This window comes from Chryseolinea lacunae (assembly GCF_016735595.1).
GTDB classification, from domain to species: domain Bacteria; phylum Bacteroidota; class Bacteroidia; order Cytophagales; family Cyclobacteriaceae; genus Chryseolinea; species Chryseolinea lacunae.
This window is the reverse complement of record NZ_JAERRB010000005.1, coordinates 1-15,340: the sequence shown is the minus strand read 5'-3', so window position 1 is coordinate 15,340 and position 15,340 is coordinate 1. Positions and strand designations below refer to the sequence as shown.

The following is a 15,340-nucleotide window of genomic DNA, read 5'->3' as shown; positions in this document are numbered from 1 at the left end:
CGTGTGAAAATATGAAGCGAGATGCAAGGATTTGTGTCTCGCTTTTTTTATGCGCGATGGGTGTTAGTCTCTAAGGTCTTTGCGCAGATATTTCGCGCAGATGGGGCACTCTTGCCAGTGGTGGCCGCGGGCGGGGCAATATTCGCGGCCATAGTAGATGATCTGGAGGTGGGCTTTGTTCCATTTCGATTCGGGAATGAGGCGCTTCAGATCTTTCTCGGTTTGCTCCACGCTTTTTCCGTTTGTCAAGCCCCAGCGGTAGGCCAGGCGATGGATGTGTGTGTCTACGGGAAAGGCGGGCACGCCAAACCATTGCGTCATCACCACCGATGCCGTTTTGTGGCCCACGGCCGGAAGTTCTTCCAGCCCTTCGAACGTGTTGGGCACCTCGCCGTTGTATTTGTCGATCAGGATTTGTGAGAGGCCATGTATGCCTTTCGACTTCATGGGCGAGAGGCCACAGGGTTTAATGATCTCGCGAATTTCTTCCACGCTCAGCTTCACCATGTCGTAGGGATTGTCGGCCTGCTTGAAGAGGGTGGGTGTGGTTTTGTTCACGCGCTCGTCGGTGCATTGTGCCGAAAGCAAAACGGAGACCAGCAAGGTGTAGGCATCTTTGTGATGCAACGGAATGGGCGGCTCGGGATAATAGTGATCGAGTGTGCCGAGAATGTCGTTTACTTTTTCTGCTTTCGTCATGGTGATGCCGCGCGTGTGTGCCAGGGGTTGAACGGTAGTGGAAATGCTTTACGGGTAGAGCACGTATTTCTGGCGCATCAGTTTATACTTGTCCAGGTCGCTTTGCCAGGTGGCGCGGATCTGATCTTCGGAAAGGCCGTCTATGATTTGTTGACGCAGCGCCGGTGTGCCCGACCAGCGTTCGAAGTGTTTCACAAAAAAGTTTGCCTTGTCGGGATAGAGCTTATACATGTCGATGAGGTAGTGCAGGTCCACCCGCTTGGGCACGGGCACGTTGCGCAGGTCAAGGCCATAGCAGAGTTTGTTTTCCTGTGGCGGGTCGGTGGCCATGCCGGCAATGTCTACGGGCGTGAACTGGTAAGGGAGGGTTTTCAGGTCGGGGTGGCCAATCACCTGGAAAGGTGTTTGTGTTCCGCGACCCAGGCTGATGGGCGTGCCCTCGAAAAAGCAGATGGATGGATAAAGGCGTACAGCCTGGTCGTTGGGCAGGTTGGGCGATGGCTTCACGGGCAGCGAGTAGGCGTCGGCGTGTGTCCAATGCTTGAGGGGCACAACCTCCAGTTCGCATTTCTTGCCACCTTCCAGCCATCCTTCGCCATTAATGACCCGAGCATATTCCCCGGTGGTTAATCCGTGCACAATGGGCACAGGATGCATGCCTATGAACGACTTGTATTCCATCAACAGCACGGGGCCGTCTATGTAGGAGGCGTTGGGGTTGGGGCGGTCGAGCACAATCACCTTCTTGTTGTTTTCGGCGCAGGCTTCCATGAGGTAGTGGAGCGTGCCCACATAGGTGAAGAACCGGATGCCCACATCCTGGATGTCGAACACCACCACGTCAACGTCGGCCAGTTGTTCGGGGGTGGGCTTGCGGTTGTTGCCGTAGAGCGACACCACGGCGAGTCCCGTCTTGGGGTCCACGCCGTCTTTCACATGTTCGCCGGCGGCGGCGTTGCCCCGAAAGCCGTGTTCGGGCGACATAATTTTTTTGATGTTCACACCGAGTGTCTTCAGCGTATCGGCCAGGTGTGTTTTGCCCACCATGGCGGTGTAGTTCACGACCAGTGCCACGCGTTTGCCGGCGAGCTTCGGCACCAGCACGTCGAGCTGTTGTGCGCCGGTCACCACCGTGGTTTGTGTGGCCACGGGTGTGGCGAGCGATGCGGCTTGTGCGGGCGTTTGTTTATGGCTGCTGCAATACGTGCTGTGTGCAACGATCAAGAGCAAGGCGATGACTTTCTTCATTATCGGATTCGGGCTGTTGATTGTGGTGTGTGGTTGTCTTATTTTGCAGGGATCATTAACGGCTGAAAAGTTAGCAATAACAGGTGAACCTTTCCTATTTCATATCCAAAAGAATAAGCCGCGAGCAACGGCAGGGTTTTGCATCGGCCATTCACAACATCGCCATCGCCAGCATCGGCATTGGTCTTGCCGCCAGCATCATTTCGTTTCTGGTGATGCACGGGTTTCAGGAAACGGTGAAGAACAAAGTGTATGGCTTTAACGGCCACATGCTGGTGACGCGGCTCACCATGAGCAACTCCACCGAAGAGCGGCCCATGAACTATCATGTGGAGCCCTATGTGCATCCGGAAAAATATCCGTTCGTGGTGCACATGCAGGAGTTTGCCCACAAACCCGGCCTCGTTAAAACCAAAGACGACGAAGTGCTGGGCGTGCTGCTGAAGGGCGTGGGCAAAAGCTATGACGTGAACGCCTTTCGCGACAACATGGTGGACGGCAAGTTTTTCGATTTCCCCGACTCCGGCTATGCCCACCAGGTCATCATCAGCAAGATCATTGCCGGCAAGCTCAACGCCAAAGTGGGCGACAACCTGGTGATCCATTTTTTTCAGAACCCCATCCGTTCGCGCAAGCTCACCGTAAGCGGCATCTATGAAACAAACCTCTCCGAATATTTCGACAGCCAGGTGATTCTGGGCGACATCCGCATGATTCAGAAACTGAACGACTGGTCAGACAGCCTGGCCGGTGGCCTCGAAGTTTTTGTGCGCGACACCGCCCCCGAGGCCGTGGAGGCCGATGCCTTTGCGCTGAGCGAAGCCATGGACCTGGATTTTAGTGTGGAACTGATCCGCGACAAATATGTGCAGGTGTTTGAATGGCTCAATCTCATTAGTCGACAGGTCAATATTCTGCTTTTTATCATTTTAACGGTGGTTTGCGTGAACATGATCTCCATAATCCTCATTCTGGTGATGGAGCGCACCCAGATGATCGGCATGCTGAAGGCCATGGGGGCCACCGACCGCACCATCCGGTTTGTTTTTCTATACAACGGCATAAACTTATTGGTGAAGGGGCTGTTATTGGGCAATGCATTAGCACTGGGTTTGTGCTTTTTGCAGGATCAAACGAAGATAATTAAGCTAAATGCGCATGATTATTACATGAGTTTCGTGCCTATCGCCTGGCATTGGGAAGTGATTGCGATGCTGAACCTGCTCACGTTTTTAGTGGTCACAATCGTGTTACTGATCCCTACCATTGTGATTGCCCGCATAAATCCCATTAAGGCCATCCGTTTTGATTAGTTAACAATATATTAAACTGAAATATTTTTCTATTTTTGTTACATAAGGAGCCCACCTTATCAGTAACGTTTAAAATGTTATGCAATTAAAATTCAAAAATCCAGTTAGGCCGGACCTAACAAACACGATTCAGAAGCGAAATCGTAGACTTCAGGCATTCTTCAATGCGAAGAATCTGGATGTGCGATTGCATGGTGACGCGCAAAATCCATTGATGGTATTGTGCGGATGCGTAGGCCTGTCAGCCTATGTTCACAACTTCGATCTTAGAATGTTGGACAAACCCAACCAAGGCGAAGTGATGAAGATTTATAAGCTGACGGAAATCATACAAGGAACGCGTGAAGAAGTGGTGGAATGGTTGCAGCAGTATCCTCAGATGCCGCTATATCGCATTCAGCACAGCGCAAGTAAGTTGTACCTCTGTGGCTTTAACTTTGTGGACCGCGAACAAAAACTGGGACGTTATCCCGTGTTTGCCCGCGAAGACTATCACATCTACAAACAGCACGAAGCCGCCGAGGATATTTTGAACATGCTCAAGGAAGATGGCTACGAAGTCGAAATCACCGAACCCGATCTGGAACTGGTGAAATCACACGTGGGCCCGATAACTTTTGTAGGGTTTCAAGAATAGCGAAGGATACAGATTGGTTTAAGAAGATTGACCTAACGGAATATACTTCTTAAACCAACTTTGTACGGTCATTTGAAGTACACCGAAAAAGGCTTCTTTAAAGATGCCCGCCGACATCTTCGATTCCCCCCGTGTGCGGTCGGTGAAGATGATGGGCACTTCCTCCAGTACGAATCCGTACTTCCAGGCGAGGAATTTCATTTCTATCTGAAAGGCGTAGCCAACAAATTTTACCTGATCCAGCGGAATGGTTTCCAGCACTTTTTTGCGATAGCAGAGAAAGCCTGCCGTGGTGTCGCGAATGGGAATGCTGGTGATGAGGCGCACATAGCTGCTGGCAAAATATGACAGGAGCACCCGGCCAATGGGCCAGTTCACCACGTTCACACCCGTGGCATAGCGCGAGCCGATGGCCACATCGCTTTTGCCTTCTGAACAGGCCAGGTATAGATTGATCAGGTCTTTGGGATCGTGCGAAAAGTCGGCATCCATTTCCAGGATAAACTCATAGCCCTTGTCCATGGCATATTTGAAGCCCGTGATGTAGGCCGTGCCCAGGCCAAGTTTGCCGGGGCGTTTCACCATGTGAAGTTTGTGTTCGGTCTGGTTGTAGTAGGCTTGCATCTGCTCCACAATCTCGGGCGTTCCGTCGGGAGAGTTGTCGTCTACAATGAGGATGTGAAATTCTTTGGGAAGAGCAAACACGGCATCGATGATCGCGCGGATGTTGTCGCGTTCCTTATAGGTAGGGATGATGACAATTGCGTTGCTCACGGAGATAGCCTAAGTTGACAAATCTAAAAAAAGTCATTAGTTAAACAATCGTTTCCAAATCCTGGTTTCCGATTTTTTGATTACAATTAGATGAATGCGCGCATTTGCTCGACTAATGCGGCATGAGCGTCAAAAAAAGTAGAGATCCGCAATGCAAATTGAGTTGCGGTGATGGTGTTGCAGCGCGTGCATCCAGTTTTTTCGCTTCCTTTTCGGGCGCGCGTCGCGCTGATTTTGGTAGTGTCCAGGCATTTTCGGCAATGCCCTAGGCGGAGCGTTATCTTCTGTTTTGAATAACGACATGCCCGTGCAGGCCTGAACCAAACGCAGTGAACATAAACTTTCACCTGCGCGGACTCGGGAAGGAAACACGTTCCACAATTTTTGTTTCGGCCCTTATCGCTTACACCGCTTCGGCTTCCTGGAGTTGGCGTGATAGTTTTTGTTGAAGATCGAAAGGCACCGACGAGAAGTCGGCAAAGTTTTGGGTGAACCGTGCGCGGCCTTGCGACAGCGAGCGCAGCGTGGTGGAATAGCGATCGAGTTCGGCCAGCGGTGTTTTGGCTTTGATGACCTGGTAGTTTCCTTTGCTGTCCATGCCCATAATGAGCGAGCGACGTGTTTGCAAATCGCCCATCACTTCGCCCATCACATCTTCGGGCAACATAATCTCCACGTCGAAGATCGGTTCCAGCAACTGGGGTTCCGATTTGAGGAAGGCATCTTTGAAGGCCATCATGCCGGCAATCTTGAACGAGATGTCGTTAGAATCTACGGGGTGCATCTTGCCGTCGAACACCATCACGCGCACGTCGCGCACATACGATCCGGTGATGGGGCCTTCTTCCATTTTCTCCATCACACCTTTCAGAATGGAGGGAATGAAGCGGGCGTCTATCACGCCGCCCACAATGCAGTTGTAGAACACCAGTTTGCCGCCCCACTCCAGGTCAATCACTTCCTTGCCGCGCACGGGAAACTCCGTGGGGTCGGGCATGCCGTCTATGAGCGGTTCCACCTTCAGGTGCACTTCGGCAAACTGCCCCGCACCACCCGATTGTTTTTTGTGACGATAGGTGGACGTGGCCGACTTGCGAATGGTTTCGCGATAGGAGATGCGCGGACTTTCAAAGTCTACATGAAGCTTGTATACATTTTCGAGCATCCACTTGCACACCGCCAGGTGCAGTTCGCCCTGGCCCGACACAATGAGTTGTTTAATTTCTTTGGAGTAGGCCACCATGAGCGTGGGGTCTTCGTGATGGATTTTGTGAAGCACCTCGCCAATTTTTTCGTCGTCGTTTTTGCTGAGGGCAATCACGGCGGTGCGGATGCGGGGCTCGGGGTAGGTGATGGGCTGCAGCGTGACGTCGTGGCCTTTGGCGTGCAGGGTTTGGTTGGTGTATGTGTCTTTCAGTTTCAGCGTGGCGCCAATGTCGCCGGCCACCAGTTTGTCTACAGGGTTGCGTGTTTTGCCGTCCATGATAAAGAGCTGGTGAATGCGTTCAACGGCGCCCGTCTGGCTGTTCACCAGTTCGGATGCCGTGGTCACTTCGCCCGACATCACTTTAAAAAACGACAGCTTGCCGAGGTTGGGTTCGAGGTGTGTTTTGAAAACAAACAGCACGGTGGGTTTTGTCTGGTCAATGGGCAGTTCGTTGCCGTCGGTGGTGCGTTCGGGTTTGGCATCAACGGGGCAGGGGGCCACGTTGTCTATGAAGCCCATCATGCGGCCGGTGCCCATGTTCTTTTTGGCGGAGGTAACAAACACGGGAAACACATCGTGGTGAATCATGCCCAGGCGCAGACCTTCGCGCATGTCGTCTTCGTCGAGGGTGCCGTGTTCGAAATATTTTTCCATGAGAAGCTCGTCGTTCTCGGCGGCTTTTTCTACCAGCGCGTTGTGGAGGCGATCGGCTTTTTCTTTTTCGTTTGCGGGAATGGGCAGCTTCTCGGGTTTGCCGCCTTCGGGAGGAAATTTATACATCACCATCTTCAGCAAGTCCACAATGGCGTTGAAGGGTTCGCCCTGGTTAACGGGATATTGCATTTGCACCACGGCGCTTCCAAATCTTTCCTGGAGCGATTGCAGGGCGTTGTCGAAGTTTGCGCGGGGGTGGTCAACCAGGTTGATGGCAAACAACACTGGCTTCTGAAATTGGTCTATGTAGTCCCAGATCAGTTCGGTGCCCACTTCCACACCGTGCTGGGCGTTGATCACCATCACACAGGTGTCGGCCACGCGCACCGACGAAATCATTTCGCCCACAAAGTCGTCGAAGCCCGGGGTGTCTATGATGTTTATTTTGTAGTCACGCCATTCGGTGTGCATCGATGAAGCGAAGACTGAGTTGCCGCGCTCCTGTTCAATTTCGTGAAAGTCCGACACCGTGTTTTTACCTTCGATGGTACCCCTCCGGTGAATGATGCCGGCTTCAAAAATCATGTCTTCGGCCAGCAGGGTTTTGCCGGCCTTGGGCGCACCCAACAGAACAATGTTCTTGAGGTGCTTTTCGTCGTAGATTTTCATGAGCGTTTGGTTTTGATCGTCGCATGACGTGCGGTGATGCAGAATGCAGCAGACGGGAAAGCACACCAGAGAAGCACTTCATAAGGCGAGCGGTTTAGAAAATCGGAAATGAGTAGGAATGTGTATGGAAGTTAGAACAAAATGGAGGAAGAAGAAAGCAAAAACACTATTTCCAATTCTTTGTTAACTTGTTGCCCGGTTTCTGACCCTACGTGTGAAACCCTCAATTTTTAAACACACGATTAACCACCATTAACGATTCACTATGAAAAAGAACCTCATTCTCCTTTTCCTGTTTGCCATCACGGCCATCACCTTTGTTCATGCCCAGGACTTTGAAGGCACCGTGGCGTGGACCATGAAAATGGAGGTAACCGATCCGCAAATGAAGGCACAAATGGAAGCGGCCGACAAACAAATGAAAGACCCCGCCAACCAGGCCAAGATGAAGGAGATGGAAGCCAAGATGGACGACCCCCAATTTAAAGCCATGCTGGAGTCGAACCCCCAAATGAAAGCGCAGATCATGAACATGATAAAAGCCGCACAGGGCGGTGGCGGCCTCTCGGCCATGATACCCAAAGGCATGAACATGAAAGTGAAGGGCACAAACTCCATCACCAGCATGGACGGCGGCTTCATGGCCCACATGTCTATTCTGCACAAAGGCGACAAAGACATTACCTACAGCCTCGATCGCGAAGGCAAAACCTATTCAATACTGCCCAAATCGACCGACGACAAAACGCAGGAAAAGGTGGATGTGAAAGTGACCAAGACATCCGAAACCACAAAGGTGCTGGGCTACACCTGCACCAAATATATTGTGAAGGTGACCCCCAAAGATCCCAACGAAAAGATGACCGCCATGACCCAAAACATCTGGGCCACCACCGAAATTAAAGGCATCGACTTCAAAAGCCTGGCCCGCCAGCGCATGGGCAACTCACAACAAAACATTTTCTACGAACAGATAGACGGCGTGCCCCTCAAGATAGACATGACCATGCCCCAGGGCAACATGGAAATGCTGGTGACCGAAATCAAAAAACAATCCATAGCCTCGTCAGAGTTCGACATTCCCGCAGGCTACAAGGAAGTGGCCCAGCCGAAGTACTAGCAAGGCGCTTCACCAAGTTTTTAAAAGAAACAGAACCGGAGTTATCTGGTTCTGTTTTTTTTATGTCATTACACAAAGCCACACGCCGGCTTGTAGTCGTTTGTGTCCGGATTGTAGTTTTTCGTCAATGAGATGTCTGACATATGTGTAGTTTAAAAGTGTTAAGAAAATCCACACCATTAAAACACAATCACATATGAAGAAGAACAAAGCATTTCTTGGAGTCATTGTTTGCTTAACGGTTTTGTTAGCGATCATGAACATCAATCGCAACAACACGGTGGCCAATATCGGATGGTATGCTACGTCGAGGCTTGGGGGAGGCGAGGGCGCTCAGTGGGCTGTTGCGGGCGCCGTTGGCTATGGCGGCGGATTGGCCGGTGCGTGGGCAGGCGCAAAACTTGGAGGGCTAATTGGCTCGGGCGGCGGTCCGGTGGGTGCTGTCGTTGGCGGCATGGTTGGAGCGGGTGTTGGGGCATTGTGAAACCGACAGATACGCGCCTGTTCCTTCACCTATTGTAACGGGCTTCCGCCGACGCAATGAATAGAATATTTCTCATAACAATGCTGCCGTCGATAATGCTGGGCATTCGGATTTTGATCGACTATCTAGTGGTCTTTTTTAAATTCGTGCACGGCAAACGTATCCAACCCGGAAATGCATCCTTCCGATTTTCGTTTCGCGACACATTTTTTGAGTGGATATTATTTTCATTGTTCTTCGCTGCCCTTCTTTATGTTTTGGTTCTACTGGATAGAACGCACACCGGGCAATTATCGGTTGTCATGATTTTTGTGCTTGTAGCAGCCGCCTCGCCCATCTATGGCTTTGTTATTCAGCCTATGCTAAGCCTATTCATTTACAAAGAGACCTACCGATATATTGAAGAAACCAAGGCCTTGGAGCAATGGGTATTGACAACGTTTAAGATAAAAGTAAATATCAGACTACTGGATAAAGAAGTCGTGAATGCCTATGCTACAGGTGTGATACCTTTTTCAAAACTCATTATTCTGGGGAGGCCGCTCTTCGACGGTTTAAGCCAAGATGACATCAAAGGGTTGATACTGCACGAACTCGGGCACACCGTCCGTCATCACCTTCTGGTTCTTTACGGCATCAACGTAGTCACGTATTCCATCGGCGTGGTTGCCTCCTACTATCTATTCCCACTTTATGAGACCACCCCCTATGCAGGGCTTTTCGTGTTTCTTCACGGCGCAGTTTTCTATGGTTTATTAATGGCCTTAATACCCGGGCTGGTGCAGCGCCGCATAGAGTATGCCGCCGACAAGTTTGCCGCTATCCATGCAGGCGCAGCCTACGCGACGGCCCTTACAAATCTTAACATTCTTTCTGAAGGAGGCTTGATGAAAGGGGGGCTTAACTATCCATCATTGAAGAAAAGACTAGCCAGAATTCATGAAGTATATTGATGCCAGGGATTGCCGGTACATACTGGTCGGAATTGCATTTTGGCTCCTGGGTATGATGATGGCTTATCCTATAGATGCAGAAAGACATGCATATTTTCTTAGGCCTCCTAACCATCATGCCAAAATCGATAGTATTGATTTTGGTATGCTACATATCAACGGAAGTGTTTTTCTGAGCATCGTAGCCAACAACCTACTGATAGGTATTCTGGTCTCTGCCGGAGGATTTCTTACCGGTGGCATTCTAACAGCAGCAGTTTTCACCTGGAATGGTTTCATACTCATGCTCACAATAAGAGCCCTTAGTCAATGCCAGGATGAAAGTATTGTTGAACTGTTTGCCTTTCATGGAATCTTTGAGATCAGTGCCTTTTTGCTTTTCGGCACGATTGGCTTCCGAGGCTTTTCGTTCTGGAAAAACCTTATAGAGAAAGACCCCATGCCCCCCGCGGTCTTCATAAATTGGAAATTTGCCCTGCTGCCCACCCTCTTGCTAGTCATCGCTGCCACTATTGAGTATTATATGATAAAAACGAACATACGATGAATGAAATTTCCGTATCAGGTCTTGTCAAAATCATACTATGCTACAGTGTCGTCTTGTTTGTGTCAGGCGTCGTAAAGGTAGAGATACTGCTGTCCGTAGTTGACGAAACACTTCTTTATTCGGCCCGCGTGAGCAGCTACATGACATTGCTCATTACCGTATCACTTACTTTTATAACGATCATGTTTCTGCTGGGCTTGCCCTGGTTTGTTCTGCAATATATAAAGTCATCTCTTCCCCTGAAGACTTTCTTGCATGCCAGTCACTACTTCATCTACGCACTGGTGGCGAACGAGATATTGAAGATTGGTCTCTTGTTCATATTTCTAAAGAACGAAGCAAAAAGCATAACCATGGATTTTGATTTCCAACAGCAATTAACATCAACGGTGTGGTATCAATTGAATCGAACCCTTGACATTGCCGCTATTTTCATCTCAAGCTTTGCCTTTGGCTGGACGATAAAGATTGAAGCAGATCAGAATCGAAGCATCGACATAGTGCTCAGCACCGGCCTGATTTTCGCCATACTGTTCACCTTCTACATGGCCAATACCTGAAAGCAAGATTTACCCCTTTGCTATCTGACAAACTTCTTGATAGATCACTCCTCAAAACCTGCCAGGTTTATGTCGATTAAGTACTTCTTAAACTTCGATTTTCTTTCCTTAGCAACCCTGATTTCGGTGCCGTCGGCCATAACGACAAGGGAATGTTTGGGAACATATCTAGCCATGCAAGCAAGGTTAATCAAATATTTTGCATGACAGCGATAAAAATATTTGGAGTCAATTGTTTTCTCAATCTGCTTCACGGAACGCTTTGCAACGACAACCCGATTGGACAAAAGCTTTATCAACGTTACACCTGCCTTAAAACTCACAAATAGAATTTCAGCGTGCGATATTGATTCAATGGAAATGGGGGTTTGTATGAATATTTTTCGATCCATTAAACATTTGTAAAATCAGACAAGGGTAGTTTGCATGCTAAGCCGGTAAGTACTTGCGGCAAATAAAACGTCTTTCACTGCAAAAGCGCTTCAGTGGGGATAATGGAAACCGGATTATTATCAAAATATGTCCGGAATAGCAATTTTAAGCTCGATGATTTCGAAATACTCACTGCTAACCCTTCAACTCCTGCGCCGACAGTTTCAATACATTCGACAGCGCATTCACGTGGCGGGCCATGTCGTCGAAGTTCACGGGCAGGTGTTCATGTTCGTGGGTGAGGAAGACGAGGTAGATTTCGATGAGGGTGTTGCGGATGGCTTCGGGACTGTCGTGTTCGAACACGGTTTCGAGCAGGTCGATGACGGCCGGGGGAAGTTTGGTGTCGATGGTCATGGGGTTGATGGTTTGGTGAAACAAAACACTGCCCTCACACAACACATGTGCACAGAGCAACCAAACCCAAAGACGCGAGGGCACGGCAATATTCAGAAGAAGAAAGCGCGTGCCACACCACAGCAGGTTGTGAAGCATGTCGTTTCGGTTGTATTGTACAACGAAGACGTGTCGCTACCCATACGCCAGCAATAGCCCCGCAGGAAGCTGCCTGTTATAACTGCGATCAACATGAGCTTGAATTAGCAAAGACAAGACATGGAGGCATTTAAGGTCAAAGCCACCTTGACTTTTTTTCCGCTTGTTGCTGTTTACGGCCTATGAGGAAGAAATGAAAAAGTGTACTCATGCTGATTGATAACTTTGGTCAACCATTTTGGCAAGAGCGATTTCTTTTGTGGTGGTGAAGGTTTCCCAAGGCGTTCTTCCATAGCAATACTTCCCGGTGTGTGTCCGTTGCTCATTACTTCACCATAAGCGAATCCCTGTCGATTTTCTCTGGCGATGGATCTGGAAACTCAAAAGGTTTTTGAGTACCGACTTTATAGAACACGGTCTTCCAGGAACGCTCCTCGTCGAATAAGGTTGCTTTTGCATTGGCCTGAACAGAAATAGTATTACCATCATCGCTCAGCTTCCAAACCTCTGTTACGTAAACAAATTGTTGCTTCTGAGTATTTGTAGTAAAAGGAACGACAGCCACCAGGTGTACAATCGAGTTAACAGTCATAGTTTTTCCATCAGCTGACAGCTCTACGGTAAACTTCTTTCCTCTTTCCGGGCTATGATTAATTTCGCTTTGCTTACCATCGAATGTCAGTTTCTCCTGGCTTGTACCCAGTGCTGCGCCAGGAGATAGGTTCGGTACTTCTACGGTTAGAAAATCTGCCTGCTGTTCTATTTTCATTATTTTAGAGAGCATACGATCACCCCCGTTATATGTGCAAACAATATTTCCGCCCATACTTATCGACTCTTGGGATTTCCATTCGCCAGAAAAGTTAATTCCGGAGTCGGTACTATCTTTTTGCAGGCTTGTTTCGTTTTGTTCGTTACAAGAGGTATAAAAAATAAGTATAAAGAGCAAACCAGATGTGTATTTCATCATTTTCTCATTTTAGTTTCTATTCCAACAAACCTACAAGCCTTTGTGCTCGGCTTTGTAAATCGCTTGTAAAAAGATGTAAACGAAATGTAAAAGTTGATTGGATGGCAAAATTAGACCTATGTGCCTGCTTGAGAAAATAGCGCGACATTGCAAAAGTGGCTTGTTGACTTGATTGGTTCGAGTGTCGGAATGTTGGGCAAGGCAATGTGTGTGTTCAGAACCCCGTAACGAACGCAGTTAGGCTCTGAAGAACCCTCTGTCTATAGAAAACCAGCAATGAATGCAATTGGGCTCCGGCAGGAGCCACCTGATGCTATTAAATGCTCAAACGGAAAGCGACACATCACGCCACGAAGTGCGAACAAACCACAAGCAGATATTAGGAGCTGGCATGGGTGAAGCCTTCGCTGGCTAAGAGCAAGTTCTCACTCTGACCAACCCGACGTAACGATCAGGTAGGGGCCGATCTTATGCAACTGGAAAAATTCGAAATCCATGGAGATGTCAATGGTTTGTGTCTGCTGGTTATAACTGTTCACATACAGGTCTCTGCCATTTTTTTTGGCTGCATCAAAATTATGCATCTGGTTCAGGAACAAATAGCCTTGCACAAGCGACAGGTCGGGGAGGATGAGGATTTCGCTTCCGCCATAGCCATCGCCACCGTAGTTGAGGCACACGCCGTTGCCATAGACGACGCGATCGGTTTTGTATTTTCCGTGATCTCCTTCTTTTTCGCTGTGCGTGGTTTTGAACACACCAAAGTTACGTTCAAAATATTCCTTGGTCGACTCATTGGCGCCGTTGAGGCGTTGGGTTTTGCGCGGAGGAAGTTTGGAAAGGTAGCCGCCAAACACAAAGCCACTCTTGTTGCCATAGCGAATGGGAATGTAGTTGCCCACCAGATGAAACGCCGGAAATTGTTCTTTGCCGATCAACTGACCGGCAATGACCTCTTGCTTGGGAGCAGCGGGCTGCTGACCCTCCAGCACAATCACCTGGGTGCCATAGGGCAGTTGATCTGCCACTGCCCCGGTGGTCTGGCTGCGCACGTTGAGGCTGGTGTTAGACCACACATAGAGCGTGTCGCCTGCTTTGAAATAGTCCTGGGCTTTGGCGCCGCGACCAACAAGCATGAGAATGACGATGGTGATGAGCAAGCTGGGTTTCATAGAAAGATTAATGGATTGTGATTACGTTTTGGCGTGCGTGGTGTTTTGACATCTTACTTTGGTGAAGGGCCATATTCCACATAGTTCCGAAGCACCTTCTCTTCAATCTGCCCATTGGCATGGAAGATCACCTTCACGTTGCTGATGTTTCTCTCCGGAGGATCATCCCCCTCAGCATCGTATTGTGTAAACACATCGGTGCGCAGATAGGTGGAGTCGTTCACAAACTTGCCATCGGCTTCCTGAGCCACATCAACGTCGCCGCTTTGTTTGGTTAGTATGGCTGAGGCAATAATGGTGTAGAACCGGTCGAGGGTGATGGCGGAGACATAGGTGATGTTCTCTGCCTCGTTTGACAAGGTGATGCGTTTGGTGCCGCCTTTCATTTCGCGGAAAGACATGGCATAGCCGTGGAAGGGAATGATTTTTTTTAACGAATCGTTCACAGCAATGTTGTGCCCCCGAAAGGTGCTTGGCGAACTCCAGACAGCACGCAGGGTCGTGTCTTTGGGGAGGTTATAGACAAGTCGTTCTTTTTCTTTAAAGAGCGCCACAAACTCAGACACTGGCAGCGTGTCGTAGAGCAATGCAAGAGGAAGCGCATAATAGATTGCCGAACCCGTTTCGGTTGTTTGCGCGATGGTGTCGTTTTCCGCCTCGTGTTCGGTGGGCGGGGTGGGTGGTTTGCAGGCAAGGGTGCAGCAGGCAAGGAGCAGGGCGGGGGCAAGGTGGCGCATCAACGTGGCAGATAGGGGGTGCTGTTTCAAAGATAGGCGCCCCCACAACCAAAAACACGGCTCACCACCAAAAAATCTCAATACTCAATACTAACGACTCAAGACTTCTTTCCTTACCTTTGGTTTCTATGACCACAACACCCCACATTGGCCGCAACATTTGCAAGCTGCGCGAGCTCAGAGAAATTAAACAGGAAACCATGGCCGAAGAGCTGGGCATTAGCCAGCAGGCCGTTTCGAAGATTGAGCAGAATGAAACTATTGAAGAGGTGACGCTGGGGCGCATCGCCAAGGTGCTGGGCTTTTCGCCGGAGGTGATTCGGAATTATAGTGATGAGGCGGTGATTAATAATATTCAGAATAATTACGATCACACCACTCAGAACCACGGACCGTTCAATAATTGTCATTTCAATGATAAGATTGAGGAAGTTCTTCAGGAGAATAAGGCATTGTATGTGGCCTTGTTGAAGGAGAAGGATGAGAAGATTGCGTTGTTGCAGCAGATGTTGGATATGAAAAAGTCATCTTGATTGTCGTTTTAGGTGTAATAGCTAGTACTTGATCTGACAGTTGAGCTAGGGATTCCTTCCTACTAGGCAAAGGTAGCCACCGCTCCAAATAAGTCAAGGGCTTCGCGAGTGGCCGCGCAGAATCCTTCGCACGCCC

17 protein-coding genes are annotated in these 15,340 nt (G+C 49.3%); 8 read left to right on the top strand and 9 right to left on the bottom strand.

What is annotated here, in order from left to right:
- Nucleotides 1-63 precede the first annotated feature (63 nt).
- Both nth and JI741_RS15580 read right to left on the bottom strand, forming a co-directional pair.
- Entirely contained in the window at nt 64-699 is a 636-nt protein-coding gene (gene nth / locus JI741_RS15585) for an endonuclease III (protein WP_202011123.1), read from the bottom strand.
- A gap of 48 nt (nt 700-747) precedes the next feature.
- Complete coding sequence (locus tag JI741_RS15580; protein WP_202011121.1) at nt 748-1,947, bottom strand: exo-beta-N-acetylmuramidase NamZ family protein; 1,200 nt, start codon at nt 1,945-1,947, stop codon at nt 748-750.
- An 83-nt stretch (nt 1,948-2,030) separates the two neighbouring features.
- Between JI741_RS15580 and JI741_RS33075 the strand changes: the two genes are divergently transcribed.
- A complete protein-coding gene (locus JI741_RS33075; protein ID WP_202011119.1) occupies nt 2,031-3,260 on the top strand; it encodes an ABC transporter permease in 1,230 nt (409 codons plus the stop codon).
- A 271-nt stretch (nt 3,261-3,531) separates the two neighbouring features.
- A complete protein-coding gene (locus JI741_RS15570; RefSeq protein ID WP_202011117.1) occupies nt 3,532-3,897 on the top strand; it encodes a hypothetical protein in 366 nt (121 codons plus the stop codon).
- Between the two features lie 18 nt (nt 3,898-3,915).
- On the opposite strand, the gene JI741_RS15565 is transcribed toward JI741_RS15570, so the two are convergent.
- Nucleotides 3,916-4,671, bottom strand: a complete 756-nt coding sequence (locus JI741_RS15565; protein WP_202011115.1) for a polyprenol monophosphomannose synthase — start codon at nt 4,669-4,671, stop codon at nt 3,916-3,918.
- A gap of 403 nt (nt 4,672-5,074) precedes the next feature.
- Nucleotides 5,075-7,201, bottom strand: coding sequence for an elongation factor G2 (gene fusA2, locus JI741_RS15560; protein ID WP_202011113.1), 2,127 nt, complete (start codon nt 7,199-7,201; stop codon nt 5,075-5,077).
- A 265-nt stretch (nt 7,202-7,466) separates the two neighbouring features.
- On the opposite strand from fusA2, the gene JI741_RS15555 reads away from it, so the two are divergent.
- From JI741_RS15555 to JI741_RS15535, 5 genes are all read left to right on the top strand, one after another.
- Entirely contained in the window at nt 7,467-8,321 is an 855-nt protein-coding gene (locus tag JI741_RS15555) for a DUF4412 domain-containing protein (RefSeq protein ID WP_202011111.1), read from the top strand.
- Nucleotides 8,322-8,577: 256 nt separating this feature from the next.
- Nucleotides 8,578-8,805 (top strand): hypothetical protein, encoded by a 228-nt coding sequence (locus tag JI741_RS15550; protein WP_202011109.1) that lies wholly within the window; start codon nt 8,578-8,580, stop codon nt 8,803-8,805.
- 95 nt (nt 8,806-8,900) lie between these two features.
- Nucleotides 8,901-9,758 carry a M48 family metallopeptidase gene (locus JI741_RS15545; protein WP_202011107.1) on the top strand — a complete coding sequence of 286 codons (858 nt, stop codon included), beginning with the start codon at nt 8,901-8,903 and terminating at the stop codon, nt 9,756-9,758.
- Nucleotides 9,745-10,305, top strand: a complete 561-nt coding sequence (locus JI741_RS15540; RefSeq protein ID WP_202011105.1) for a stage II sporulation protein M — start codon at nt 9,745-9,747, stop codon at nt 10,303-10,305. The genes JI741_RS15545 and JI741_RS15540 overlap by 14 nt, the downstream gene beginning before the upstream one ends.
- A complete protein-coding gene (locus tag JI741_RS15535) occupies nt 10,302-10,865 on the top strand; it encodes a hypothetical protein (RefSeq protein ID WP_202011103.1) in 564 nt (187 codons plus the stop codon). Before JI741_RS15540 ends, JI741_RS15535 begins: the two co-directional genes overlap by 4 nt.
- A 44-nt stretch (nt 10,866-10,909) precedes the next feature.
- Here the strand turns inward: JI741_RS15535 and JI741_RS15530 are convergent, their stop codons facing one another.
- From JI741_RS15530 to JI741_RS15510, 5 genes are all read right to left on the bottom strand, one after another.
- The gene (locus JI741_RS15530; RefSeq protein WP_202011101.1) at nt 10,910-11,257 is read right to left on the bottom strand and encodes a LytTR family transcriptional regulator DNA-binding domain-containing protein; all 348 of its coding nucleotides are present in this window, start codon (nt 11,255-11,257) and stop codon (nt 10,910-10,912) included.
- 175 nt (nt 11,258-11,432) lie between these two features.
- Complete coding sequence (locus JI741_RS15525) at nt 11,433-11,792, bottom strand: hypothetical protein (protein WP_202011099.1); 360 nt, start codon at nt 11,790-11,792, stop codon at nt 11,433-11,435.
- A gap of 325 nt (nt 11,793-12,117) precedes the next feature.
- Nucleotides 12,118-12,762: a hypothetical protein gene (locus JI741_RS15520; RefSeq protein ID WP_202011097.1), complete on the bottom strand. Its 645-nt coding sequence runs from the start codon at nt 12,760-12,762 to the stop codon at nt 12,118-12,120.
- Nucleotides 12,763-13,187: 425 nt separating this feature from the next.
- Nucleotides 13,188-13,934 (bottom strand): SH3 domain-containing protein, encoded by a 747-nt coding sequence (locus JI741_RS15515; protein WP_202011095.1) that lies wholly within the window; start codon nt 13,932-13,934, stop codon nt 13,188-13,190.
- 53 nt (nt 13,935-13,987) lie between these two features.
- Nucleotides 13,988-14,671 carry a hypothetical protein gene (locus JI741_RS15510; RefSeq protein WP_202011094.1) on the bottom strand — a complete coding sequence of 228 codons (684 nt, stop codon included), beginning with the start codon at nt 14,669-14,671 and terminating at the stop codon, nt 13,988-13,990.
- A gap of 128 nt (nt 14,672-14,799) precedes the next feature.
- On the opposite strand from JI741_RS15510, the gene JI741_RS15505 reads away from it, so the two are divergent.
- Nucleotides 14,800-15,204 carry a helix-turn-helix domain-containing protein gene (locus JI741_RS15505; protein WP_202011092.1) on the top strand — a complete coding sequence of 135 codons (405 nt, stop codon included), beginning with the start codon at nt 14,800-14,802 and terminating at the stop codon, nt 15,202-15,204.
- Nucleotides 15,205-15,340: the final 136 nt, after the last annotated feature.

Excerpts from the sequence above, each read along its gene's own strand:
- nth (WP_202011123.1), bottom strand. The coding sequence starts at position 699 with ATGACGAAAGCAGAAAAAGTAAACGACATTCTCGGCACACTCGATCAC.
- JI741_RS15580 (WP_202011121.1), bottom strand. The coding sequence starts at position 1,947 with ATGAAGAAAGTCATCGCCTTGCTCTTGATCGTTGCACACAGCACGTAT.
- JI741_RS15570 (WP_202011117.1), top strand. The coding sequence starts at position 3,532 with ATGTTGGACAAACCCAACCAAGGCGAAGTGATGAAGATTTATAAGCTG.
- fusA2 (WP_202011113.1), bottom strand. The coding sequence starts at position 7,201 with ATGAAAATCTACGACGAAAAGCACCTCAAGAACATTGTTCTGTTGGGT.
- JI741_RS15555 (WP_202011111.1), top strand. The coding sequence starts at position 7,467 with ATGAAAAAGAACCTCATTCTCCTTTTCCTGTTTGCCATCACGGCCATC.
- JI741_RS15550 (WP_202011109.1), top strand. The coding sequence starts at position 8,578 with ATGAACATCAATCGCAACAACACGGTGGCCAATATCGGATGGTATGCT.
- JI741_RS15545 (WP_202011107.1), top strand. The coding sequence starts at position 8,901 with ATGCTGGGCATTCGGATTTTGATCGACTATCTAGTGGTCTTTTTTAAA.
- JI741_RS15540 (WP_202011105.1), top strand. The coding sequence starts at position 9,745 with ATGAAGTATATTGATGCCAGGGATTGCCGGTACATACTGGTCGGAATT.
- JI741_RS15535 (WP_202011103.1), top strand. The coding sequence starts at position 10,302 with ATGAATGAAATTTCCGTATCAGGTCTTGTCAAAATCATACTATGCTAC.
- JI741_RS15530 (WP_202011101.1), bottom strand. The coding sequence starts at position 11,257 with ATGGATCGAAAAATATTCATACAAACCCCCATTTCCATTGAATCAATA.
- JI741_RS15525 (WP_202011099.1), bottom strand. The coding sequence starts at position 11,792 with ATGCTTCACAACCTGCTGTGGTGTGGCACGCGCTTTCTTCTTCTGAAT.
- JI741_RS15520 (WP_202011097.1), bottom strand. The coding sequence starts at position 12,762 with ATGATGAAATACACATCTGGTTTGCTCTTTATACTTATTTTTTATACC.
- JI741_RS15515 (WP_202011095.1), bottom strand. The coding sequence starts at position 13,934 with ATGAAACCCAGCTTGCTCATCACCATCGTCATTCTCATGCTTGTTGGT.
- JI741_RS15510 (WP_202011094.1), bottom strand. The coding sequence starts at position 14,671 with ATGCGCCACCTTGCCCCCGCCCTGCTCCTTGCCTGCTGCACCCTTGCC.
- JI741_RS15505 (WP_202011092.1), top strand. The coding sequence starts at position 14,800 with ATGACCACAACACCCCACATTGGCCGCAACATTTGCAAGCTGCGCGAG.